This is a genomic window from Streptomyces sp. NPDC007346 (genome assembly GCF_040703535.1).
Lineage (GTDB): Bacteria > Actinomycetota > Actinomycetes > Streptomycetales > Streptomycetaceae > Streptomyces.
In genome coordinates this window covers 14,983-39,435 of the sequence record NZ_JBEYKR010000002.1, presented here as the reverse complement: position 1 = coordinate 39,435, position 24,453 = coordinate 14,983, and the positions used below count along the sequence as shown (strand labels likewise).

Annotated in this window: 20 protein-coding genes; 17 read left to right on the top strand and 3 right to left on the bottom strand. The window is 72.6% G+C overall.

The features are described 5' to 3' along the window. The first annotated feature begins 17 nt into the window (after positions 1-17). From AB0917_RS01005 to AB0917_RS00930, 16 genes are all read left to right on the top strand, one after another. Positions 18-911 (top strand): isocitrate lyase/phosphoenolpyruvate mutase family protein, encoded by an 894-nt coding sequence (locus AB0917_RS01005; protein ID WP_366817306.1) that lies wholly within the window; start codon positions 18-20, stop codon positions 909-911. Next, positions 908-1,870, top strand: a complete 963-nt coding sequence (locus AB0917_RS01000; protein ID WP_366817305.1) for a 3-oxoacyl-ACP synthase — start codon at positions 908-910, stop codon at positions 1,868-1,870. The genes AB0917_RS01005 and AB0917_RS01000 overlap by 4 nt, the downstream gene beginning before the upstream one ends. Beyond that, entirely contained in the window at positions 1,870-4,086 is a 2,217-nt protein-coding gene (locus tag AB0917_RS00995) for an iron-containing redox enzyme family protein (protein WP_366817304.1), read from the top strand. Before AB0917_RS01000 ends, AB0917_RS00995 begins: the two co-directional genes overlap by 1 nt. A gap of 50 nt (positions 4,087-4,136) precedes the next feature. Further along, positions 4,137-5,345: an acyl-CoA dehydrogenase family protein gene (locus AB0917_RS00990; RefSeq protein WP_366817303.1), complete on the top strand. Its 1,209-nt coding sequence runs from the start codon at positions 4,137-4,139 to the stop codon at positions 5,343-5,345. A 296-nt stretch (positions 5,346-5,641) separates the two neighbouring features. Next, a complete protein-coding gene (locus AB0917_RS00985; protein WP_366817302.1) occupies positions 5,642-6,754 on the top strand; it encodes a saccharopine dehydrogenase in 1,113 nt (370 codons plus the stop codon). After that, the gene (locus tag AB0917_RS00980) at positions 6,744-7,979 is read left to right on the top strand and encodes a saccharopine dehydrogenase family protein (protein ID WP_366817301.1); all 1,236 of its coding nucleotides are present in this window, start codon (positions 6,744-6,746) and stop codon (positions 7,977-7,979) included. The genes AB0917_RS00985 and AB0917_RS00980 overlap by 11 nt, the downstream gene beginning before the upstream one ends. Next, positions 7,976-9,295 (top strand): SidA/IucD/PvdA family monooxygenase, encoded by a 1,320-nt coding sequence (locus AB0917_RS00975; protein ID WP_366817300.1) that lies wholly within the window; start codon positions 7,976-7,978, stop codon positions 9,293-9,295. Before AB0917_RS00980 ends, AB0917_RS00975 begins: the two co-directional genes overlap by 4 nt. After that, positions 9,292-10,380 carry an FAD-dependent oxidoreductase gene (locus tag AB0917_RS00970; protein ID WP_366817299.1) on the top strand — a complete coding sequence of 363 codons (1,089 nt, stop codon included), beginning with the start codon at positions 9,292-9,294 and terminating at the stop codon, positions 10,378-10,380. Before AB0917_RS00975 ends, AB0917_RS00970 begins: the two co-directional genes overlap by 4 nt. After that, positions 10,377-12,650 (top strand): class I tRNA ligase family protein, encoded by a 2,274-nt coding sequence (locus AB0917_RS00965; RefSeq protein WP_366817298.1) that lies wholly within the window; start codon positions 10,377-10,379, stop codon positions 12,648-12,650. Before AB0917_RS00970 ends, AB0917_RS00965 begins: the two co-directional genes overlap by 4 nt. Further along, the gene (locus AB0917_RS00960; protein ID WP_366817297.1) at positions 12,647-15,991 is read left to right on the top strand and encodes an amino acid adenylation domain-containing protein; all 3,345 of its coding nucleotides are present in this window, start codon (positions 12,647-12,649) and stop codon (positions 15,989-15,991) included. Before AB0917_RS00965 ends, AB0917_RS00960 begins: the two co-directional genes overlap by 4 nt. After that, positions 15,991-17,523, top strand: coding sequence for an AMP-binding protein (locus tag AB0917_RS00955; protein ID WP_366817296.1), 1,533 nt, complete (start codon positions 15,991-15,993; stop codon positions 17,521-17,523). Before AB0917_RS00960 ends, AB0917_RS00955 begins: the two co-directional genes overlap by 1 nt. Then, positions 17,513-17,785, top strand: coding sequence for an acyl carrier protein (locus AB0917_RS00950; RefSeq protein WP_366817295.1), 273 nt, complete (start codon positions 17,513-17,515; stop codon positions 17,783-17,785). The genes AB0917_RS00955 and AB0917_RS00950 overlap by 11 nt, the downstream gene beginning before the upstream one ends. Positions 17,786-17,788: 3 nt before the next feature. After that, entirely contained in the window at positions 17,789-18,427 is a 639-nt protein-coding gene (locus AB0917_RS00945) for a GNAT family protein (protein ID WP_366817294.1), read from the top strand. Between the two features lie 29 nt (positions 18,428-18,456). Beyond that, positions 18,457-19,473: a C45 family peptidase gene (locus AB0917_RS00940; RefSeq protein ID WP_366817293.1), complete on the top strand. Its 1,017-nt coding sequence runs from the start codon at positions 18,457-18,459 to the stop codon at positions 19,471-19,473. Positions 19,474-19,517: 44 nt separating this feature from the next. Next, positions 19,518-20,270, top strand: coding sequence for a 4'-phosphopantetheinyl transferase superfamily protein (locus AB0917_RS00935; protein ID WP_366817292.1), 753 nt, complete (start codon positions 19,518-19,520; stop codon positions 20,268-20,270). 139 nt (positions 20,271-20,409) lie between these two features. Further along, positions 20,410-21,153, top strand: coding sequence for a hypothetical protein (locus AB0917_RS00930; protein WP_366817291.1), 744 nt, complete (start codon positions 20,410-20,412; stop codon positions 21,151-21,153). Positions 21,154-21,368: 215 nt separating this feature from the next. Here the strand turns inward: AB0917_RS00930 and AB0917_RS00925 are convergent, their stop codons facing one another. Continuing rightward, on the bottom strand, positions 21,369-22,013 hold the full coding sequence (locus AB0917_RS00925) for a transcriptional regulator (protein WP_366817290.1): 645 nt from the start codon (positions 22,011-22,013) through the stop codon (positions 21,369-21,371). Positions 22,014-22,097: 84 nt separating this feature from the next. Between AB0917_RS00925 and AB0917_RS00920 the strand changes: the two genes are divergently transcribed. Beyond that, positions 22,098-23,357, top strand: a complete 1,260-nt coding sequence (locus AB0917_RS00920) for a PEP/pyruvate-binding domain-containing protein (protein ID WP_366817289.1) — start codon at positions 22,098-22,100, stop codon at positions 23,355-23,357. 169 nt (positions 23,358-23,526) lie between these two features. Here AB0917_RS00920 and AB0917_RS00915 read toward each other — a convergent pair whose 3' ends face one another. Beyond that, the gene (locus AB0917_RS00915; RefSeq protein ID WP_366817288.1) at positions 23,527-23,880 is read right to left on the bottom strand and encodes a hypothetical protein; all 354 of its coding nucleotides are present in this window, start codon (positions 23,878-23,880) and stop codon (positions 23,527-23,529) included. Positions 23,881-23,888: 8 nt separating this feature from the next. After that, entirely contained in the window at positions 23,889-24,317 is a 429-nt protein-coding gene (locus AB0917_RS00910) for a peptidoglycan-binding domain-containing protein (protein WP_366817287.1), read from the bottom strand. Between the last annotated feature and the right edge of the window lie 136 nt (positions 24,318-24,453).

Below are 24,453 nucleotides of genomic sequence, written 5' to 3'. Positions count from 1 at the left end.
ACAGAGGAACTTCCGTCGTGAACCCATCCATCACCCCTTCCGTGGACCCCGCCGACCAGCACGCCCGCGCCCACGCCTTCCGCCGGCTCCACGAGGGCCCCGCACCCTTCGTCGTCCCCAACCCGTGGGACGCGGGAACCGCGCGGCTGCTGACCGGACTCGGCTTCGCCGCCCTCGCCACCACCGGCGCGGGACTCTCCTACAGCCTGGGCCTGCCGGACGGTACGAACCGAGTGGGCAGGCAGGAGTTCCTCGCCAACGCGGCGCAGATCGTGGCCGCGACACACCTGCCGGTCTCCGCCGACCTGGAGAGCGGATTCGGCGACACCCCGCAGGAGGTGGCCCGGACCATCGAGCTCGCCGCCGCGGCGGGCCTGGTCGGCGGCTCGATCGAGGACTCCACGGGCCGGGCCGACGATCCCGTACGCCCCCTGGAGGAGGCGGTGGAACGGGTGGCCGCGGCCGTCGCCGCCGCCCGGGAGCTCGACTTCCCCTTCACCGTGACCGCCCGCGCCGAGAACTTCTTCCAGGGCCGCGCCGACCTCCCGGACACCATCCGCCGGCTACGGGCCTACGAGGCCGCGGGCGCCGATGTGCTCTACGCACCCGCCCTCCCCGATCGTGAGGCGGTCCGCGCGGTGTGCGCCGCCGTCACCCGCCCGGTCAACGTCCTGATGGGTTCACCCGCCCTGCCCCTGTCCGTCGCGGAACTCGGTGAACTCGGCGTACGGCGCATCAGCGTCGGCTCGGCCCTGGCCCGAGCCGCGCTCGGTTCGGTCGTCCGCGCCGCCGAGGAGATCCGTACCCACGGAACCTTCGGCTTCGGGACGGACGCCCTCCCCTACCCCCAAGTCAACGCGGCGATGACACCGGCCCCACCGGCCGGCCAGGAAGGTGACTCCACAGGGTGAACGCCATTCCCGTCCATCTGTCCGCCCCCTCCTACGTCCTCGGCGAGAGCCCGGCCGATCACTCCTCCATAGCGAACCTGACCGCACGCGCCGCCGAACTGCGGATACCGGCCAAGGCCTCCTTGTGGGGCTGGGGAACGGTCCACCGCACCGGAAAGAGCCTGGAGACGCTGGCGGTGGAGAGCGGCCGGGCGGCGCTCACCGCGGCCGGGGCGGGGCCCGAGGAGGTCGACGCCCTCATCCTGTGCTCGACCCGGTTCCCCGGCGGCCCCCGGACCCACGGGGATTTCGTCCACGCCGTCATGACCGGCCTCGGACTGACCGATACGGCCTTCACCGGCATCACCCTGAACCGCTGCACCAATCTGCTGGTCGGACTGCGTATGGCGCAGGCGCTGGTGGCCTCCGGGCAGCACCGCACGGTGCTGGTGGTCACCACCGACCGGATCCCGGACGAGGCGATCCGGATGGAGGACTTCGCTCTGTTCAGCGACGGTTCGGCCGCCTGCCTGGTGAGCGGCCGGCGGTACGGCGAGGACGCGTACGAGATCCTGGGCAGCGCCTGCGCCCAGGACCCGCCCTCCCTCGGCTGGTCCCACGAGATCAGCTCGGACCTGGCCCGAGTGGTCAACGACCGGATCCTCACCCCCCTCGACCTGACCCTCCAGGACGTGGACGGCGTACTGCACCCCAACCTCTTCAAGCCGATCATCGTGCTGAAGGAGCATCAGGCCGGTTTCACCGCACGGCAGTTGTTCCTGGACAACATCGCCCGCGTCGGCCACTGCTTCGCAGCCGACCCCCTGATCAATCTCGTGGACCGCGCCGACGCGGGGCGACTGCGCGACGACGGTCACTACCTACTGGCATCGAGCGTGCCGGGCGTCCGTGTCGGCGTACTCCTTCGCCGACTGGCCGCCGCCCAGCAGCCGACGAGCAATGAGACCTCGGAGTCCTGATGAACGCACACGCCGGATTTCCCCTTCCGGACCTGACCACGTCCCTGCCCGGCGCGGCCTTCCGGTTCAGCCCGCGAGCCGCCGAGGACGCCGCCGCGGTTCTCGGCGCCGGGCCGGCCGACATCTTCCGCCAACTCCTCGACGACCAGGAGAGCGAGACAACCCTCCTCGTCGCTCGCCGGACGCTCCACGCCTTCCTGCCCCCTGCCGGGGAAGAGACCACCACGGACGCGGAGACGATCGCCGCCCGCGTCCGGCAGGCCCGCACCGCCCTCGAACCGTCCCTCGCCGATCTGCGCAGGCGCGGGTCGGAGACGTACCGCCTCGTCCTGCGCCAGCGCGCACCGCTCATGCTGCTCGCCGGCTGCTGGCTGGACACCGTCTCGCAGACCGCCACGCAGCCGTCGGTCATCGTCAACCGGCTCTTCGGTCAGCACTTCTTCCTTCAGGGCGAGGGCACCCCCGAGCGCGGGTTACCGGCCCGGCGGCGGCGGGCGCTCATCGAGCGCGAGGTGCACCTGCCCGAGATCGGGACCGTGGACTTCTTGAAGGAGACCGAGGCTCGCCCGCTCACCGCGCTGCACGCCTCCTTCTACCTCGCGCTCTCCCGGCTGCCCGCGTCGTTCCTGCCCGAAGTGGTCGGCGTGCAGTACGCCGTGAACGCCCTGGGGGTCGACGATCTGCTGCTGGGAACGGAGACTCCCTTCCTGGCCGAGGAGGAGGCCCGTTCGGTCCTCGCCGAGTACCTCAGGATGACCGAGGCCTCGCCGACCGGAGCGCGGGACCGGCAGCGGATGACCGCCGCCATCGAGCTGGTGCTGCGGCTGGAGCGCGAGCACACCACGCTCCTGGGCGAACTGGCCGACTGGCACGACGGGCTGTCCCTGGATGCCGAGGTCGGGCGGATCGTGGCCCGGCACGCGCCGTACGCGGGCCGCCAGCATCGCAGTGTGCGCATCGGCGACCGGCGGCTGTCGGAGTGGCTCGACGACGAGAACATGGACCTCGCGGCCTTCGTCGGCCAGTTCCGCGAAGCCCGGCAGATGAAACCCGCCCGCGAGGGCGTGTGCCGGTTCCTGCGGTCCATCAAGTTCGGCGGGCCCATGTTCGGCATCTTCGACGCGCACGAGGCGGCCGTGTTCACCAGGTGGGCCCAGGCCATCGAGGCGGGTGAACCGGCGGACCTCGACTTCCGGCCGAACACCGCCGGCGACGAACAGGCCCTGGCCTGGACCGAGGCGCTGCGCGGCAGCGACCCGGCCGATACGGTCTTCGCCGAGGCCCCGACCGACCTCGACCACCGCCGGCTGCTGCACCGCCTGGTCAACATCGAGCAGTTCCCCCACATCCTGGGGACCGCCTGGGAACGGGTCCAGGCCAACCTCGCCGAAGCGGAGCTGCTGTTCGGCTGTGGATCGGGCGGCATCCTCACCGACGCCGAGTTCTTCGACTACACGCCCGAGGCGCTGATGGCGCGCGTCGACGCGATCTACTGGGACAAGCTGGTCGACCCGTACCAGCCCCTCACGGACGTCCCCGACCGCGACACCGTGATCTTCGAGCAGAGCACCTTCGCCCTCGGCAACCTGATCGACGGCACCTGGGCCCAGCGCATCGGCAACCTCGGCCGCAACCACCGGCAGAGCGACCACATGCTGTTCTCCATCTACGCCGACGAGATGGGCCGCGGCGACGTCGCCAAGAACCACGTCACGATCATCCACCAGGTACTGGCCAGCATGGACATCCACCTGCCGCACATCCGGCAGGACGCGTTCCTGGAGCAGAGCGACCTGCCGGACGAGCTCTACGGGGTCTCCATCCACCAGGTGTGCCTGTCGCTCTTCCCCGACACCCTCTACAACGAGATCCTCGGCTACACCCTGGGCATCGAGATGTTCGGGCTCGGCGCGATGCGGCTCCAGGAGATACAGAAGCTGCGCCGCCACAACCTCGACGCGACCTACGAGCAGGCCCACCTGTCGATCGACAACTTCTCCGCCGGGCACGCCCGTCAGGCGGCCGACATCATCGTCGCCTACCTCGACGACATCCGGCGCAACTCCGGTGAGGAGGCGGTCCAGCGGGAGTGGCGCCGCATCTGGCGCGGTTACGCCTCCTTCGCCTACTACGTCGAACACAAGCTGGTCGGCCGGGTCCGCGCCGAGCAGTCGGCCGCCGCCCGCGCCGACGACGATGCCGGCCTGCTCATCTGACGTCTGCCGCCGGGCACCCCCTCGGCCGGCCCCACGCAGGGAGAACCGCTTTGGAACCGACCAGCGCTTTCGATCAGGAGATCCTCGCCCTGCCCTTCTACGACGACCGGCACCGCCGCCTGGCGAACTCCATCGGCACGTGGTGCGACGGCCGTGCCCCCCTGTGGAAGGAGGTCCGCCGGGAGGACCCGGAGAAGGCCGGACGGCGTCTGGTCCGGATGCTCGGCGAGGACGGCTGGCTCGCCTTCCTGGACCCGCGGTCCGCGCCCGGGGGTCCGTCCGGTGACTTCCGCACCATCAGCCTGATGCGCGAGGCGCTCGCCTACGCCGAGGACCTGGCCGACTTCGCCTTCTCCATCCAGGCCCTCGCCGCCACCCCTGTCATCCGGTACGGCAGCGAGGAACAGAAGGAGCACTACCTGCCGCGGATGGCCAAGGGCTCGCTCATCGGCGCGTTCGCGGTCTCCGAGCAGGAGGCGGGTTCGGACATCGCCTCGGTCGGGCTGCGGGCCGAGCCGGAGGAGGACGGCGGCTACGTCCTGAACGGGCAGAAGGCGTGGATCGCCAACGCCGGGATCGCGGACGTGTACGTCGTCATCGCCCGCACCGGCGAGGGCCCCGGCCCGCTGGGGCTCACCGCCTTCCTCGTCCCGGCCACCACCCCCGGCCTGCGGGCCCATGACCGCCTGGACGTGGTCGCTCCGCGCGCCTTCGCCCACCTCTCCTTCGAGAACTGCCGGGTGCCCCGGGAAGCCGTGCTGGGCAGGCCGGGCAAGGGCTTCGTCATCGCCATGGACCTGCTGGAGCGGTTCCGTATGACCGTCGGCGCGGCGGCGCTCGGCTTCGCCCGCCGGGCCGCCGACACAGCGCTGGCCCACGCCCGGACCCGGCGGATCGGCAACGAGAGGCTGGTCGACCTCCAGCTGACCAAGGCGGCCCTGGCCGATATGGCCGTCCGGCTCGACGCGGCGGCGCTGCTGGTGGCGCGAGCGGGCTGGGAGATCGACCACGGGAGCAGGCGCTTCGCCCGGCATTCGAGCATCGCCAAGCTGTACGCGACCGAGGAGGCCCAGCACATCGTCGACTCCGCCGTGCAGTTGCTCGGCGCGGCGGGGGTGGCCGGAGACAGTGTCACCGAGCGTCTGTACCGGCAGATCCGTTCCCTGCGGATATACGAGGGGACCTCGGAGGTCATGCGGCTGACGATCGCCGGCACCCTCGACGCCCGGCGCGCCACGCTCCCCGCCCGCTTCCTCTGACGCCCCCTTCCCCTCGGCGGGCCGACGGCCCGCACCGGAGCACCGGTCCCCGGCGAGGAGCACCCAGGTGACCTGGCCGATCGAAGCGGTCAGGGCGGTCACCGGGACGCTGCCGCCCTCCGGGCCACCCGGACCGACCGCAGTGACCTGCCGGCCACGGGGCAGCGCCCGGATCCCGCTGCCGTAGCGGCGTGTCCGCCTTCCACGACGAGCACCGCACACGGCTACCGCCTGCCCTTTTCCACTGGATTTCTCATCACAAGTCGCCAGTTTGCCCACAAAGGAGAATGAAGCAGATGTCGGACAATCCGCTCCTCTGGATGCGGGCCGAATCCCGGCCGAGCGAACGCCGCGCACCCCTCGTCCCCGAGGACGCGGCGCGCCTGGTGAGCCAGGGCGCACAGATCACCGTGGAGGCGTCCGCGCAGCGCGCCTTCCCCCTCGACGACTACCTCGCCGCGGGCTGCCGCACCGCCCCGGCGGGCAGCTGGACCGCCGCGCCCGACGACGCCCACATCCTGGGCCTGAAGGAGCTGCCCGCAGAGCCGGCCGACCTGACTCACCGGCACATCTACTTCGGGCACGCCTACAAGGGCCAGACCGGCGCGGGCGAGCTGCTCGCCCGGTTCACGGCCGGCGGCGGCAGGCTCCTCGACCTGGAGTACCTGACCGGCGGCACCGGCCGGCGGCTGGCCGCCTTCGGCTACTGGGCGGGCTACGTCGGCGCGGCCCTGGCCGTGCTGCACCGACGCGGGCGGCTGCGGGCCCCACTGGCCCCGACCGGTCGAACCGCGCTGGACTCCCTGCTGGACGAGCCCGGCGAGAACGGGAGCGCGCTGGTGATCGGCGCCCTCGGGCGCAGCGGCCGTGGCGCGTGCGACGCCCTGGTCGCCGCCGGGTTCACACCCACCCGGTGGGACGTGGCGGAGACGGCCACGCTGGACCGGGCGGCCCTGCTCGACCACGACATCCTCGTCAACACCGTCCTGATGACCCGGCCCACGCCGCCCTTCCTGACCCACGGGGACCTCGACGGCCCCCGCCGCCTCTCCGTGGTGGCGGACGTCACCTGTGACGTGACCTCGGCCTGCAACGTCCTGCCGGTCTACACCGAACTCACCGACTGGGACCGGCCGGTGCGCCGCCTGCGCGACGGTGACCGGCCGGCCGACCTCATCGCCATCGACAATCTGCCGTCGCTGCTTCCGGTGGAGGCCAGCCGCGCCTTCTCGGCGGAGCTGTGGCCCTTGCTGGCGAACCTGGGCGGCTCGGATCCGGTCTGGACGCGCTGCCTGGGCGCCTTCGAGACCGCCGTCGCCGGGTTCGGGAACAGCGACCCCACCGAGCACCGCGCGGACGGGAACGACGGCCGGCCCCGTGAGGACAAGGAGTACGCCGATGCCCGCTGACTCGACATCGCCCGGCCCGGTGCCCGCGAGCGGCACCGTCCACTGGATAGGCACCGGCCTCTCGACCGGTCGCAGCGGCCTCGGGTTCCTGTGCGCGCAGGCCGATCGCGTCGTGCTGTGGGACCGTACGGCCGAGCGCGCGGCCGAACGGCTCGCCGCCCTGGACCTGATCGGCCACGCCGAGGTGCGGGCCCTGACGGACGGGGCCCTGGAGGCCGAGGTGGGCGCCGGAGACGTGATCGTCTCGATGCTGCCCGCCGCCGAACACCCACGGCTGCTGCGCCTCGCCATCGACCGCCGGGCCCACTTCGCCTGCACCAGCTACGTCTCCGAGGAGATCGCCGGACTGGCGGAGCGCGCCGCCGAGGCCGGCCTGGTGGTGCTGACCGAGGCCGGACTCGACCCGGGCATCGATCACCTGATGGCCCATCTGCTGGTCGGGAAGGCCCGTGAGGCGATCGGGGACACCGCCGAGTCGGTGGACTTCACCTCCTACTGCGGCGGCATCCCGGCTGTTCCCAACGCGTTCCGCTACCGCTTCAGCTGGGCGCCGTACGGCGTGCTCGCGGCGCTCGGCTCCCCCGCGCGCCGTATCGCCGAAGGCGTGGAGAGCACCGCCGTCCGCCCGTGGGAGGCCACCACCGTCCACCGCCTGGGCGGCGAGGACTTCGAGGTCCACCCCAACCGCGACAGCGTGCCCTTCGTGTCCCAGTACGGCATCCCCGAGGGCTGGCGGCTGCGGACCTTCGTCCGCGGCACCCTGCGCAACGCGGGCTGGCGCGACGCCTGGGAACCGGTCTTCCGCGTGGTGAGCGCCGGCGACCAGGCACAGGTCCGCCGGCTCGCCACGGAGCTGGCCGAACTCCACCCGACCACCGAGAGCGACCGCGACCGCGTGGTGCTCTCCGTGGCGCTGGACGTGCGCGCGGCGGGCGGGAGGCGCTGGCAGGGCTCGTACCTGATGGACCTCACCGGCGAGGAGTCGGAGAGCGCGATGGCCCGAGCCGTCTCCCTGCCGATCGCCTACGGCGTCACCCGGGTGATGGCCGGGGCGCTGCCTCCCGGTCTGAACCGCGCCGGCCGGCCGGCCGGGGAAGCCGTCCGCTGGATGGCCTTCCTGGACTCCCACGGCCTGGGCAGCACGTTCGTCGACACCGCCCCCGCCCTCATCAGCACGACTGGGCCGGTCAGCCACCGGCACGCCTTGAAGGAGAGGACCGCATGAGTACCGACATCCGTCCCGGGTCCGGCCACTACCGCTGCATCGGCATCGGGGTGGGCCCGGCGAACCTGAGTCTGGCCTCACTGCTCCATGGTCGCCCGCAGGTGAACAACCTCTTCATCGACCGGAAGGAAGCCTTCGGCTGGCACGACAACCAGCAGATACCCGGCGCCACGCTCCAGGTCTCCATGTTCAAGGACCTGGTCAGCCTCGCCGACCCCAAGAGCCCCTTCTCCTTCCTCTCCTACCTGCACGAGCAGGGCCGGGTGTACCACTTCCTGAACGCCCAGTTCTCCGACGTACCGCGCCTGGAGTTCCGCAACTACCTGGCGTGGGCCTCCCGGCGCAACCCCAACGTCGTCTTCGGCGAGACGGTGCTGGAGGTCGGCTTCGACGACGTCTTCACCCTGCGCACCGACCGCCGCACGGTGACCGCCGACAACATCGCCGTCGGCGTCGGCAACCAGCCCTGGGTCCCGCCGCAGGGCACGCTCGGCCGCACCCAGTTCCACGTCAACGACTACGTCGAGGCGGCCCGGAACCTGGGCGGCAAGCGGGTCGTCGTGGTCGGCGGCGGGCAGTCCGGCGCCGAGGCGTTCCTGGACCTGATCTCCCGCTCCGGCGACGAGCTGCCGCGCCGCGTCTCGTGGATCTCGCGCCGCCGCAACTACTTCCCGATCGACGACTCGCCCTTCACCAACGACTACTACATGCCGTCCCACTCGGACTACTTCTACGGCCTGCTCCCGGAGACCCGCGCCACCTTCAACGCCCAGCACGTCCTGAGCAGCGACGGCATCTCCGAGTCCACGCTGAGGGACGTCTACCAGGCCGTCTACGTCCACCGCTTCGTGGAGGGCAACACCGACCTCGTCGGGCTGCACCCCAACCGCGACGTCGTCGCGGTCGAGGAGAACGCCGTCGACGGCTGGGACCTGACCGTCCGGCACAACGACGAGCCCGGCGCCCCGGCCGAACACTTCGACGCGGACGTCATCGTCTGGGCCACCGGCTTCCGGCCGGCCCGGATGGACTTCCTCGCGCCGATCGCGGACCGGCTGGAGCGCGACGGCGACGAGCTGCGCATCGACGAGGACTTCGCGGTGCGCTGGGACGGCCCGGCCGACCGCAGCGTCTTCGTCCAGAACGCCGCCCGCGGGCAGCGCGGCCTGGCCGACCCCAACCTCAGCCTGAACGCCTGGCGCAGCCAGCGCATCGCGGACCGCCTCTTCGGGGTACGGACCCACGAGCAGCTGGCGTCCTTCATCGAATGGTCCTCCAAGACCCCCGGGGCGAGCGCCGCGCGGAGCATCGGATGACTCCGCCCCGGCAGGGCCGAACGGCCTACGACGTCGCGGTGGTCGGCGGCGGTGTACTCGGCCTCACCATCGCCCAGGAGATCGTCTCCCGGGCGCCGCACGCCCGCGTGGTGGTCCTGGAGCGGGACGCCGTCGGCAGCGGCGCCAGCCGCCGCTCGGCCGGCCTGCACTTCCCGCGTGGCTCCACGGCGCGGCTCCGCGCGATGGCCGCCCACAGCCAGGAGCGGTACGCGGCGCTCAAGGCGGCCCGTCCCGAACTGCCCGTCCGCGGCCTGGGCATGACGGTGGTGGCCCCGGTCGCGGCGCGGGCGCGGCTGGAGGAGGTCTACCTGCCGCAGGCGCGGCTGCGGCCCGTCCCCGAGGTGGCCGGGAAGACCGCCCTGCTGCCGGAGGGCATGGCCGCCTGGGAGGGGGACGGATGCCAGTACGCCGACGTCCCCGCCCTCACCCAGCTGCTGGCGCGCGATCTGCGCCGGGCCACGGAGCTCCGCGAAGGGGTCGAGGTCACCGCGGTGACCCCCGGCGCCGGCTCGGTGGAACTCACCCTGGGCACGGGCGGCAAGCTCCGCGCCGGACACGTGGTCCTGGCGCCCGGCCCCTGGCTCGCGGCCCCCGCGTGGAAGGATCTCGTGTCACCGCTCGGGGCCCGGGTGAAGAAGGTCGTGGCCCTGCACATCGAGGTCCCGCCCACCGCCGATGACCGGGCAGTCGTCTTCCAGGACGAGGACGCCTTCCTGCTGCCGTACCACGAGCGCGGGCACTGGCTGTTCAGCTACACCTGCGAGGAATGGGACGTCGCCCCGGACACCGTCGCGGCGAGCCTGACACCCGCCGACCGGGACGCGGCCCTCACCGTCCTGGCCCGCTACGCCCCCCACCTGATCGAGCACTGCGTCTCCGGCCGGGTCTTCTGCGACGCGTACGGCCCCGGCCTCGAACCGCTCGTCCGCCCGCTGACGGCCGACGGCCGCGTGGTCTTCGCGGGCGCCGCCAGCGGCTCCGGGTACCGGCTGGCTCCCGCCATCGCGGCGGAGACCGCGCATCTGCTTCCCGTTCCGTCCCCCAGAAAGGGCGACCTCTCGTGATCATCAGCACCTATGACGACACCGTGCTCAGCGAGGCCTTCGGCATCGACATGAGCGACATCCAGGGTCTGGGTGTCGGCGCCGGCTGGGGCCGGGTCGCCCCCGGGGCCAGCTCCGCCAGCCACCAGCACGACGAGACCGAGTTCTTCGTGATCGTCGCCGGGCGGGGCGAGTTCACCGTCGACGGCGAGCGCCATCCGGCCGCTCCCGGCACGGTCGTCCTCTTCGAGCCGTTCGAGTCCCACGTTCTGGAGAACACCGGTGAGAGCGACCTGGTCTTCCTCACCCAGTACTGGCGGGACGCCGGCCGTGCCCTGGCCTCGGCGCTCGACACCGAGCGCAAGGACTTCGGCGACCGCCCCGTCTTCGTCTTCTCCACCCCGCCGACCCCCAACGGCGACCTGCACCTCGGCCACCTGTCGGGCCCCTACCTCGGTGCCGACGTCTACGTCCGCCACCAGCGGCTGAACGGCACCAGGGCCTGGCATCTGACCGGCAGCGACGACTACCAGAGCTATGTGATCGCCGCGGCCGCCGCCGACGGCGTCGAGCCCGCCGAAGCCGCCGCCCACTACAGCTCCGAGATAGCCCGGACGCTCGAGCTGATGGACATCTCGCCCGACCAGTTCACCGTCACCGACACCGCCCCGGAGTACCGGTCCGGTCTGCGGGACTTCTTCTCGCGGCTGGTCTCCTCGGGCCGGGTCACGGTCACCGAGGCCGACGCCCTGTTCGACGCGGAGAGCGGGCAGTACCTGTACGAGGTGGATGTCAAGGGGGTCTGCCCCGGCTGCGGTTCGGGTGCCGGCGGCAACATCTGCGAGCAGTGCGGTGAGCCCAACGTCGTCACCGACCTGACCGACCCGGTCTCCGCCCTCTCCCCGTCCGCCCCGCGCCGCGGCCCGGTCTCCCGCTGGTCGCTGCCGCTGCACGAGTTCCGCGAGGACCTCGACGCCCACCACCGCCTGGGCCGGGTTCCGGCCCGGCTGCGCGAGCTGACCGACCGCCTCTTCCGCCGCCCGAGCCTCGACGTCCCGGTCAGCCACCCCTCCGCCTGGGGCGTTCCCCCGGCCGAGAAGGAGCTGGACGGGCAGGTGATCTGGGTGTGGCCCGAGATGTCGTACGGCTTCCTGCACGGGATCCAGGCCCTGGGCGCGCGCCTCGGCGAGAGCTGGAAGGCCGCTGAGCCGGAGCAGGACTGGAAGGTCGTCCACTTCTTCGGCTACGACAACAGCTTCTACCACTCGGTGCTCTACCCGGCCCTGTACAAACTGGCCTTCCCGGGCTGGGCGCCGGACATCGACTACCACGTCAACGAGTTCTACCTGCTGGAGGGCGAGAAGTTCTCCACCAGCCGCCGCCACGCCATCTGGGGCAAGGAGATCCTCGGGCCGGACTCGGTCGACGCCGTCCGCTACTTCCTCTCCCGCACCCGCCCGGAGGCCGAGCGCACCAACTTCCGGCGCGCCGCGTACGAGGCGACCCTTGAGGACACCCTGATCGGCACCTGGCAGGCCTGGCTGAACGATCTCGGCTCCCGGGTCACCAAGCACTACGGCGGCACCGCCCCCGACGCCGGCACCTGGACACCGGAGCACTCGGCCTTCCTCGGCCGCCTGGGCAACCGCCTCGACGCGATCTCCGCCAGCCTCGGCTCCGAGGCCTTCTCCCTCAACGAGGCGGCCGCCGAACTCGACGGCCTCGTGAACGACACCGTGCGGTTCTCCCGCAAGGAGGGCCTGCTCGCCGGGTCCGCGGGCTGGGAGAGCGAAGCTCGTACCGTCATCGCCCTCGAACTGGCCGCGGCCCGGCTGCTCGCCCAGGTCGCCGCCCCGCTCATGCCCCGCTTCGCCGGCCGGGTGGCCGAGGCGCTCTCGCTGCCCGCGCCCGCCGTGTGGCCGCGTACGGTCGAACTCGTCGCCCCGGGCAGCGAGATCCGCCTCGCCGACGCCGTCTTCTTCGTCCGGCCGGACCGGCCGGCGCCCGAGGCCACCACCGACCCGCGCCTGGTCGGCTGGCTGAGCGGGCTCGTACGGACCCTGCTGCAACTGCCCGCCGACCATGTGGTCGCCACCCAGGGCCTGAACGCCCTCGGCACCAGTTCGCTACAGGCCGTGACGTTGCAGTACCAGCTCCTCGAGGCGCTCGACGTGGACGTCACCCTCGACGAACTGCTCGGTGCCGAGAACGTCTCCGCGCTCGCCGCCCTCGTGGAGGAGCGCGCCGAGGAGACCACCGTCGCCGAGCTGGCCGAGGCGGACCCCCGATGAGCTTCCACGACGTACTGCGTGAGATCGAGAGCCGCGGCCTGTTCGTGGAACTGTCCGGTAGCGACCTGCGTCTGCGGGGCGGCCGGGAGAACATGGAGCCGGAGTTCATCGCGCGGATCAAGGACGTGAAGGAAGACCTGATCTCCCACCTCCTCGAGGAGGAGAAGACCGGTCCGGGCTTCCCGCTCACCACCCTTCAGCGCGCCTATCTGCTGGGCCGCAGCGGCATCTTCGAGGTCGGCGATGTGGCCAGCCACGTCTACCACGAGATCGAGGGCTCCTGGGACGTGGACCGCCTGGAGGAGGCGCTGGCGGCCGTCATCGACGCCCACAGCGCCCTGCGGTCGCGCTTCCCCGCCGACGACCGGCAGGTCACCGGGGACCACGGGGCCCCGCTGCTGATCCCCCGCCTCGACCTGCGGTCGAAGAGCCCCGAGGAACAGGACCGGATCCGGGGCGAGCTGCGCGAGGAGCGCTCGCACCGGGTGCTCCCCTCCGACCGGGCGCCCCTGCTCGCCGTGGAGGTGACCCACCTCGCCGACGACCGGATGGTGCTGCACGTCAGCCACGACGGGCTGGTCATGGACGGGATCAGCATGTTCCTGTTCTTCCGCGCCTGGTGGAGGGAGTACCAGGGCACCGGCTCCGGCGGACCGGAGGAGCTGCTGTACGAGGACTACGTCACGGCCGTGGAAGCGGGGCGGGACCGCTCCCCGGCCCGCCGCTCGCGCGACTACTGGCTGGAGCGCGTCGACGAACTCGCCCCGCACCCCGATCTGCCGGTGCGCGTCAGCCCCTCGGCGCTGTCCTCGTCCCGGTTCACCCCGCGTCAGGTGCGCCTCGGCCCGGAGGCGTGGGCGACGCTCAAGGAGCGGGCCGCCGAGGCGGGCCTGACCCCGTCGGCCGTGCTGCTCGCGGCGTATGCGGAGACCCTGGCCACCTGGGGGGCCGGAGCCCGGTTCACGATCAACACCACTCTCGCCAACCGCCCGCCCATCCACCCCCGCGTGTTCCAGGCCATCGGCAACTTCTCGGACACCCTGCTGTTCGAGGCGGAGGTGGACAGGAGTCTCCCCTTCGTGGAGCGGGCCCTCGTCATGCAGAGCCGGCTGCGCAAGGACCTGGACCACCGGCACTTCTCCGGCGGCCAGGTCCTCCAGGAACTGGCGCGCCGCCGCGGCGGCGTGGCGGGCGCGCGGATGCCCTACACCTTCAACAGCGCGATCGGCCACGGCAGCACCGAGGCCGACGGCTCGGCCCTGGAACTCTTCGGCCCGGAGGTCTTCACCGTCTCCCAGACCCCGCAGGTCTGGCTGAACGCCTTCGCGATGGAGCAGCACGGCGGTCTCGTCGTCCAGATCGACGGTATCGACGAGCTGTTCCCGGAGGGGCTGCTGGACGCGTTCACCCACGGCTACCGGACCCTGCTGGAGGCCCTGACCGACCGCCGCTCCTGGCAGCGCACCTCCTTCGACCTGCTGCCCGAGGCGCAGGCCGAGCGGCGCCGCGAGGCCAATGACACGCAGGTCCCGCTGGTGCCGGCGATGCTCGGGGACGCGTTCGTGGAGCAGGCCCTGCGGACTCCGGAGGCGGCCGCGATCGTCACCTCCGGCCGTGAGGTCGGCTACGGCGAGCTGCTGCGGCGAGCCGCCGCCGCGGCCCGCCGGCTGCGCGAGGGCGGGGTGGGCCGGGACGAGCTGGTGGGCCTGGTGATGCACCGCGGTCCCGAGCAGATCGTCGGCATCCTCGCCACCGTGCTGGCCGGAGCGGCCTACCTGCCCGTGGACGCGGCTCTGCCCGCCGAGCGACAGGAGCACATGCTGCGCGACGGCCGGGTGCGCCTGATCCTCACCGACGCCGACCGGGAGGACACCAGCGGCGAGCGGGAGGTCATACGCCTCGACATCACCGACGACAGCGCCGGCAGCGGCGCCGACCGGGCGGAGGCCCCACCCGAGGTGCCCGCCCGGCTGCCCGGCTCGGACCCCGATGACCTCGCCTACGTGCTCTACACCTCCGGCACCACCGGCGTGCCCAAGGGCGTCATGGTCAGCCACCGCAACGTCACCAACGTCGTCGCCGACTGCCACAAGCGTTTCGGCATCGCCCCCACCGACCGCTTCTTCGCCATCAGCGCCTTCAACTTCGACCTGTCGGTGTGGGACGTCTTCGGCGCCCTCTCGGCGGGCGCGGCCCTGGTCATGCCGGACCGGGACAAGGCCGTGGACCCGGCGCACTGGCTGGAGCTGTGCGAGAGCGCGGGGGTGACGGTCTGGAACTCCGTCCCGGCCATCGTCGGCCTGCTGCACGACCAGGCGGTCGCGGACTCGGTGGTCCCCTCCGCGCTGCGCCTGGTGATGATGAGCGGCGACCGTGTCCCGCCGGCCCTGCCGGCCGCGCTGCGCGGGCTCAGGGCCGGCCTCGACGTGGTCTCCCTGGGCGGCCCGACCGAGACCACGATCTGGAACATCCTGCACCCGATCGGCCCGGACGAGGACGGCAGCCGGTCCATCCCGTACGGCCGCCCGAACGCCAACAACCGCGCCTACGTCCTGGACCGGGACGGCCTGGACGCCCCGGACTGGGTGACCGGGGAGATCTGCGCGGCGGGCACCGGCCTGGCCCGCGGGTACTGGGGCGACGAGGAGCGCACCGCCGAGCGGTTCTTCCACGACGCCGTGCGCGGCGAGCGGATGTACCGCACCGGAGACCTGGGCCGGATGCTGCCGGACGGAAACATCCAGATCCTGGGCCGCAGCGACTTCCAGATCAAGGTCAACGGCTACCGCATCGAGGCCGGCGAGGTCGAGACGCACCTGGTCGCCGTCCCCGGCGTCACCAAGGCCGTGGTCGCGGGCCGATCGGGCGCCCAGGGCGCCCGCCTGGTGGCCCATCTGGTGGCGGAAGGCGAAGGCCGCCCCACCGACACCGAGCTACGCGACGCGCTGCGCCGCCACCTGCCCGACTACATGGTGCCGACCACCGTCGTCTGGCACGCGGAGCTGCCGCTGACCCGGAACGGAAAGGTGGACCGCGACCAGCTGGCCACGGCAGCCGTCGCGGCAGCGCCACCCGACCAGGAGATCCGCAGCGGCGGTGAGCCCACCACGGAGACCGAGAAGGCCCTGGTCGAGATGTGGACGGCGGTGCTGCGCGGCACGCGGGTCGGCATCCACGACAGCCTGGGCTCGCTGGGCGGCGACTCCATCGCCGCGGCGCGCATCCTGACCGCCGTACGCAAGCAGTTCGGGATCACCGTCCCGCTCGACGCGTTCACCGAGATGGACTGCGTCCACGCACTGGCCGGGGCTCTCGACGAACAGCGGGCGGGGATGCCGTGATGACCGCCACCTCGGTGATCAACCGGATCGTCACCACCGCCCCGTCCGGCGGCCGGATCTCCTTCGCCCGCCTGGACGGTACGGAGACCATCGGCCTGCCGGAGCTGTACGAGCGCGCCGGACGGCTCGCCGGGCACCTGCGGGAACGGGGGGTCGGGCCGGGCGACCGCATCGGCATCCTGGCCGCGAACAGCCTGGAGTGGGTGCTGCTGGACCTGGCGGCGCTGCGGCTGAAGGCGCAGACCGCCGGGTTCGAGCCCGGCAAGTTCGACCCGGCGGACGATCTGACCGGACGCTACGGGCTGACCCTGCTCTTCACGGACCGGCCCACGGACACCCACCGGTCCGTGCCCATGAGCGAGGTACGCGCATGGTCGGAACCGGCTTCGCGGCCGGACGGCGCGCCGGCCCCGGCGCCCGTGTGGTGGGCGCCCCAGGACGTGACCACCATCAAGTTCACCTCCGGCAGCACCGGCACTCCCAAGGGGCTCGGCGCGACGGCCGGCAGTATCGACAGCTCGCTGGCGGCGGTGCAGGGGATCTTCGGCCACGCGCCGGGTGACGACCTGTTCGTCTTCCTGCCGCTGTCGCTGCTCCAGCAGCGCTACTGGATCTACTCGGCGCTCGCCCACGGGCATGACGTCACGATCAGCACCTACGAGGCGGCCTTCGCGGCGCTGCGCCGGGTCCGGCCGACCGTGGTCATGGGCGTGCCGGCCTTCTACGAGACGGCCAGGCGCCAGGTCGAGTCCCGCATCCGGCGCTCGGGCGGCACGGCGAGGGCCGCCGACGCGGCCCGCCACCTGTTCGGCGACCGGATCCGCTACCTGTGGACCGGTTCCGCACCGGCCGACGCGGCGATGCTGCGCTTCTTCACGGACGCCGGGCTGCCCATCTACGAGGGCTACGGCCTCAACGAGACCTGCATCGTCGCGAAGAACCACCCCGGCGCGGCCCGGGAGGGCAGCGTGGGGCGCGTCCTGCCGGGCAAGCAGGTGCTGTTCGACGACGACGGGGTGATCAGCGTCCGCAGCGACCATCCGGTCGGCTACGGCTACGCGTACGCCGAACCGGGCGACTCCCAGCGCGTCTTCGACGCGGAGGGCACGGTGCGCACCGGCGACCTCGGCCACATCGACGAGGACGGCTTCCTCTTCATCCGGGGCCGGGCCGATGACGTCATCGTCCTGGACAACGGCAAGAAGGTCATCGTCCGGCCGATCGAGGAGCACATGCGGACCAGTCCGGCCATCGCCGAGTGCGTCGTGTTCTGCCCCACCCAGACAGACCTGGTCGCGGTCGTCTCACCGGCGGTGCTGCCAGCCGACCGGGACGCCGTCCTCGCCCAGCTCGCCCTGACCAACGCCACCTTCGGCAGGGACGAGCGGATCAGCCGGGTCGTCGTCGCCGACGAGCCGTTCAGCATCGACAACGACCTGCTCACCTCGCAGTACAAGCCGAAACGACCCCGGATCCTGGCCGCCTACCGGTCCAGCGTCCACGACAGCAAGGCAGGCCTTCATGCACCCTGACACGATCATCGAGAACGCGGCCCGCGAGGCCCTCTCCGCCGTCCTCGACCCGGAGGTCCCCCCGCAGGAGCTGGACCTCGACGCGGACCTGGTCGGCTCCTACAGCCTGACCTCCCTCAACAAGGTCCTCTTCCTGACCGAGGTGTGCGAGGCGACCGACGTCGGCCTCGCCAACTTCACCGAGCACGACCTCGCCGACATGCTCACCCTGCGCAGCGTCATCGAGTCCCTCACCCGGCACAGCGACGCCAAGGCGGTCTGAACCATGACCTGGTCCCGGAATGCGGCAGCGGTCCTGGAGAACGAGTACGTCCTGCTGCGGCCGGTCGCCGAAGCGGACCGCGAAGCCGTACGCGCCGTCGCCATGGACCCCGACATCTGGCGCTACTTCGTCTCCGCCGTCGACGACGACGTCGACTACGCCGCCTTCTTCGACGCCTGCCTCGCCGACCACGCGGCCGGCCGCCGCGCGGTCCACGTCATCCTCGACAAGGCCTCGGGCCGCATCGCGGGCAGCATGAGCTTCGGCAACATGGCCGAGGCCGACAAGCGCCTGGAGATCGGCTGGTCCTGGCTGGGCCGTGACTTCCGCGGCAAGGGCATCAACCGCTGGGCCAAGTACCTGCTGCTGCGCCACGCGTTCGACGTCCTCGGCGCCGAGCGGGTCGAGTTCAAGACCGACGTCCTCAACGTCCAGGCCCGCCGTGGTCTGCGCAACATCGGCGCCGTGGAGGAAGGCACCCTGCGCAGCTACAACTTCATGCCGGGCGGGCGCCGCCGTGACGCCGTCTTCTACAGCCTCCTGCGCGCCGAATGGCCCCGGGTGGAGCGGGAACTCGCCACGAAGCCGAAGGTCGCCCCCCAGGAGCCGCAGGACGTCGCCGTGCTGAGCGCCGCCGGATGACCCGGGGCGGGGGGATCCCCCTCATCCACGTGTCGGGCGACCCGTTCGCCGTGGGGCGCGCCCATGGCGAGGCCCTCGCCGGTCCTCTCCGTACCTTCCTCGACGACTCGCTCTGCCGGCTGAACAAGGTCATGCGGGAGCCGGTCTCGCTGGACGGTCTGCTGCCGTCGATCGCCGCCCACCGGGCGGCGATCACGGCGGCGGTCCCCGCCCTGGCCGACGAGGTCTCCGGCCTCGCGGCCGGGGCGGGGATCGGGGAGGACGAGGCCTGGCTGCTGCAACTGCGCCGGGAGATCATGGGCTACCGCAAGGTGCCCGCCATGGGCGACTGCACGACGTACGCCCGCACCGGCGCGGGCGGCCCTGTCCTCGCCCAGACCATCGACCTCAACAGTGACCTGGACGACTACCTGAGCGTACTGAGGGTGGAGCGGTCCGACCGGCCTGGGCGGGGCTCGCTCGTCCTGAGCTTCGGCGGGCTGCTCGGCTACCTCGGCCTCAACGGCGACGGCCTCGCGGTCGGCCTCAATCTGGTGCTGGGCGGCGACTGGCGCCCAGGCGTGCCGCCCTACCTCGCCATCCGGCACCTGCTGGACTCGGCGGGCACCGTCACCGAGGCCCTGGAGATCCTGCGCGGGCTGCCGCTCGCCAGCTCCCGCACGTTCGTCCTGTGCGACCGCGAGCGGGTCGTCTACGTCGAGGCACTCGGCGGCGAACTCCGCGCCGTGGAGGGCCCGCAGGCCGTGCACGCCAACCACTTCCTGCACCCCGACTTCGTCGCGGGCGACGAGATCAACGTCTTCGCCCGCAACTCCTCGGTCCGCAGGCTGAAGGCGGCCGGTGCCGGACTCGCCGAGCTGCCCCCGGGCGCGGGCGCCGAGGAGCATTTCGGGCTGCTGTCCCTGCCGCCCATCGCTGTGCCGGACCGGGGCGACGTCCGCGCCGAGCGGACCGTCGCGGCCGTGGTGATGCTGCCGGACCGGGGCGAACTGCACGTGCGGCCCGGAGATCCGTCGCTCAGCGACACCCAGGTCTTCACCCTGTAGCGGCCGCCCCGGCCCGTGGAGCGGCGAAAGGAGGAGAAGAGCGCGTGGACGCATGGCTGGTGGATCTGGACGAGCACGCGTGGTCACCGGGACGGCACCCGCACAGCGGCGCCCTCCCACGCGGGCGGGCCTGTGCGACACCGGAGGAGAACAGACGCGCGGCGGAGTTCACCCACGCGTCCGCGGCTCGCCGCTTCCTGCGGGCCCGGCTGGCGGTGCGGGAACTCCTGGGGGAACGGCTCGCCGTCTCCCCGGCGGGGCTGCGCATCGCGCGTACGACAGCCGGAAAACCGTATCTGCCGGACCATCCCCACCTGCACATCAGCTGGTCGCGCTCGGACCAGCTGCTGCTCCTCGCGGCGGCCGGCACCGGCCCGATCGGCGTGGACATCGAATGGCTGCGGCCGATGCCCGCGGCGCTGGACGTACTGGCCACCGTCTACCCCGCGCTGCCGGTCACCGCCGACCCCGAGGTCTTCCTCCCGGCATGGACACTGCTGGAGGCGGCGGTCAAGGCGACCGGCCTCGGGCTGAGCCGGGGTGCGAAGGACGTCGATCTCGCACTCGGCCCCGGCAGCGCGGTGTCGCTGCGCGGCATCGCCGGCCACGGGCCCCCGGACGCCTGGTACGGCCGGGCGGAACCGCTCGCGGCAAGCGGCGCGCTCCCCTCGGCCGTGGCGGCGGTGGTCACCCGGGGCCGGCCCCCGGTGTCCCTGAACCGGCTGCTCCGCAGAGACCGGCCGGCGCGGACGCTCGCCTCCCCGGGCGGCCCGGCTCCCTTCGTCGTGACCCTGTGACCCCTGTCCCCCTGACTCCCTGACCCTCTGACCCCTGTGCCCCTGTGCCCCTGTCCCCCTGACCCCCTGTCTCCCTGTCTCCCTGTCTCCCTGTCTCCCTGTGACCGTCACCGTCACCGACGTATCGAGGACCGACACCATGACTCGACCCACCACCACCCTGCTCAGGCTGCACACGGTCGCCCCCGAGCTGAGCACGGCCGACCTGGCCCGCGCCGTCTCCCGCACGCTGACGGGCGAGGACTCCCCGCCCGGGGGCTGGCTCGAGGGGCGGCGCGGCCAGGTCCTGCGGCACGGGGGGACCAGCGCCGAGGTGTCCGGTGCCTGGGACGGCCCCGAGCTGCGGCTGCGGCACAGGGGCGAACCCGCGGCGGCCGCGTGGGCCGCCGGGCTGCTGGACTCGATCGCCGCGGTGGCGGCCGGGGCGGACCCGGTCGCCAGGCCCGTCGCCCCGGCTTCCGCACCCGCAGCCGGCCATGACGTGGACCCGGACCCGGCGCCGTACACAGACGCGCCCGCGTACGTGGCCTGGCGGGCCCTGATGGCCCGCTGGCAGGTCGACGAGCGCGACCTCGCGGAGATCACCGCGCCGGGTCTGCTCACCTCCGTCCTCCCCCCTCCCCCGTCCACCACATCCCGCACGCCCTACCCGCACGGCGCCGGGCAACCCCTCTTCGTCTTCGACCACATCGGCCCTCCGGAGCCGCCGCCGGGCTGGCTGACGCACATCTGGTTCGCCCCCGACACCGGCTCCTACCACTGCTCGGCCGCGTCCGACTCCCGGCTGTCCGTCCGCGCCACCGACCCGATGGCCGGTGACCTCTGCGCAGAGCTGCTGGCGGCCTGGCGGAGCCTGACCGCCCGCTACGGGACGGCAGCCTGACCCGCCACGGTGCCCCGCGAACCCTCGTTCGCGGGGCACTTCTCAGCGGTCGCCGGGGCCGGGCCGGGGCCGGGTCCGTGCCGGGCCGCTGGCGGGTCGGTGCCGGGTCGCTGGCGGGTCGGTGCCGGGTCGCTGGCGGGTCGGTGCCGGGTCGCTGGCGGGTCGGTGCCGGGTCGGTGCCGGACAGAGAGACACCACGTAGCCGTGGAACGCGGCTACCGGCTTCCCTCCTCGGCGCCACGGGCGATCCCGAGGGTCGACAGCAGATCCTCGTGGAGCTCCATCCAGACCGCGTGACACGAGGCGACACCGACCCCGGCCACCCACTGCCCCTCCCCCGCCCGAGTACGGTCCAGCGCGGCGGTGAACCGCTCGTCGTAGCCGGCGAACCGGTCCAGCGTCTCCGCGAGGCCACCGACCAGCCCGGTCAACTCCGCGCCGAGCAGCGTGAGTTCGTCCAGCACCCGGGCGTCCCACGCCGGGTCGCTGTGGTCGTTGGACGCCAGCCGGTCGTCCTCGGTGGGCCGCAACTGCCAGTCGGTGCACGCCCGCACCAGCCGTCCGTTCAGCACCTCGAACGCCTGGTGCGCCCGGTCCACGGCAGGCCGGGCACCCGCCTCCTCCAGCTCCCGCGCCACCTTCCGGGCGTCCTCGTCGCGGCCGCGCTCGGTGAGCGTCCAGCCGCCGGTGCCCGCGAACGCGGTGTGGGTCACCCACCCGTAGGCTTCGAAGTCCGGCAGCAGTTCGCCGACGGTGTCCGCCTCGATGCCGGTACGCCGGGACACCGCCGCGTCGTCGGCGAAGCCGGACACGCGCACGGCGTGCAGGACCAGGAGGTCCGGTGATGAGGTGTACGTCATGGCGTGGAGCATTCAGGCTCAGGCGCACGGCGTCAACGCGGGACCCCGGCAGGAAGCTGGAGGAAGCGGCAGGAGGGGGAAGCCTTGCTGATCGACCTGGCCGATGCCGGAGCCGGTACGTCTGGAGGAAAGGCCGCGGTGCTCGCCCGGCTCCTCGACGCGGGGCTGCCGGTGCCGCCCGGGTTCGTGGTGCCGGTCGCCGCGTACGAACAGGCGGCCGGCGGCCTCGACTTCGCGGACGCCGGGGCCGTACGGGATCTGGCCGGCCCCTCACCGGCGCTGACCGGCGAGATCGCTCGGGCGCTGGCGCGCGTGGCCGGGGACGGGTACGTCGCTGTACGTTCCTCGGGGACCGGTGAGGACACCGCCACCGCCACCGCCGCCGGGCAGCACGACACCTTCCTGGGGGTGCGGGGCCCCGACGCGGTCGCCGACGCGGTGCGCGGGTGCTGGGCCTCGCTGTGGTCCGAGCGCGCCGTGGCCTACCGGCGCCGGCGGGCGGACGCGGGACCGCCCGCCCTCGCGGTGCTGGTGCAGCGCCTGGTGGACGCCGAGGTCGCGGGGGTGATGTTCACCGGCAGCGGCACCGGCAGCGCCGTACGGCTGGAGGCGTCCTGGGGGCTGGGCGAGAGCGTCGTCGGCGGTCGGGTCACGCCGGACTCCTGGACGGTGTCCGGCACCACGGTCACCCGTCGGACGCTCGGCACGAAGCGGACGCGGACCGACCGGGACCCCACCGGGGCCGTCGGAGTCGTCACCCGTGAGGTGAAACCCGCCGACCGGGCACGCCTCTGCCTGACCGACGAGGAGGTGACCCGGCTCGCGGAGCTCGGCCGCAGGACGGCCGGACTGCTGGGCGGGGAGCAGGACATCGAGTGGGCGGTCAGCGGCTCCCGGCTCTGGCTTCTCCAGGCCCGGCCGGCGACCGGCGCCCTCCCCGCCGAGGCGGACGCCCCCGCGGAGGCTGCCGGAGCCGGTGACGCCGCAGGGGAGAGTGACGCCGGGGAGAGTGACGCCGCCATCCGTACGGGAACTCCCGGCAGTCCCGGCTCCGCCGCGGGGCCGGCCCGTGTGGTGCGCGGCCCCGGCGATTTCGCCCGGGTGCGGCCCGGGGACGTACTCGTGTGCCGGACCACGGACCCGGCGTGGACCCCACTCTTCGGTGTCGTCGCGGCGGTCGTCACCGAGACCGGCGGCCTGCTCTCCCACGCCGCGATCGTGGCCCGGGAGTTGGGGCTGCCGGCGGTCCTGGCGGTCACGGACGCCACGGAGGCCCTGCCCGACGGGGCGCTGGTCCAGGTGGACGGGGGCACCGGCCGGGTGGCGCTCCTCGGTCCGGGGTGAGCCGGGCCTGACGACACCAAGAGGCGACACGGAGAGCCGGCCGCCCTGTCAGGGGGCGGCCGGCTCTCCCGAACGATCCGCTCCGTGCCGCTCCGTGCCGTGCCGTCCGCCCGGTAAGGGACCGGCCATGACCCGTCGCCCGCCGCGACGGGTGCGGAGGCGGATCAGGTCATCGGCACTTCGCCTCCGAACTGATGCGGATCCCGTTGACGGCGGGGAGATCGGTGACGGCACGCGGCGCGATGCACACGTAGCTGCTGAAGTGCCGGAAGTAGGCGACGTCGTCGTACCGCGTGTTCTTGACGTGGTACGTCCGGTTCGTGATCGCCTGGTAGCCGCTGGTGATGTCCTTGAACTGCCCCACCTTCCGCTTGGTCTGGGAGTCGTAGAGACACACGTAGGGGTAGGGGCAGTCGGCGATGCCCGAGGGCGCGGCGTTCGCCGGGGCGGCGGAGGCCAGGGTCGCGCCGGCCAGCAGGGGCAGGGCGGCCGCGGTCGCGGCCACGCGGGAGAGCAGGTTCATGGGGATCCTCACAGCAGCGAAAGGTAGTTGTAGCAGTACTGACCGGTGTTCCAGCGCATCGCCTGCGCGGTCTTCGGGCCGTAGACCCCGTCCTGCGCGATCCCGGCCTTCCGCTGGATGTTGATCACGGCCTGGCGGGTGTTCGGCCCGTAGGCCCCGTCCACGGTGATGTTCTGGCCGTTGCAGGTGCGCAGCGACTTCTGGAGGGCCCGTACGGCGGTGCCCTGGTTGCCGACGCCCAGTACGCACTGGTGGTTCTTGGGGCCGGCCGCGGGGACGATCCCCCGGTCAGTCGTCGTACAGGAGGGCAGGGCGGCGGCGGCCGGGGAGGCGCCGATGAGCGGGAGGGCGAGCATGACCGTGGCGGCGGCGGTCGCGGCGGCCACGGTCCTCAGGGTCCGCCGGAGGCTCCGGGGCGGTGCGGTCGGTGTCTGCATGGGCGGTTCTCCTCGGCTGGCTTTCCGGGTGGTCGGGGAAGACAAGGGGCGTACGCTCCCGTCGCCGCGACCCGGAAACGGGATGGCGCGACGCGGTGCGGGTGGGGTGGTGCCGGAAGGTTTCCTGCCGGCGTCA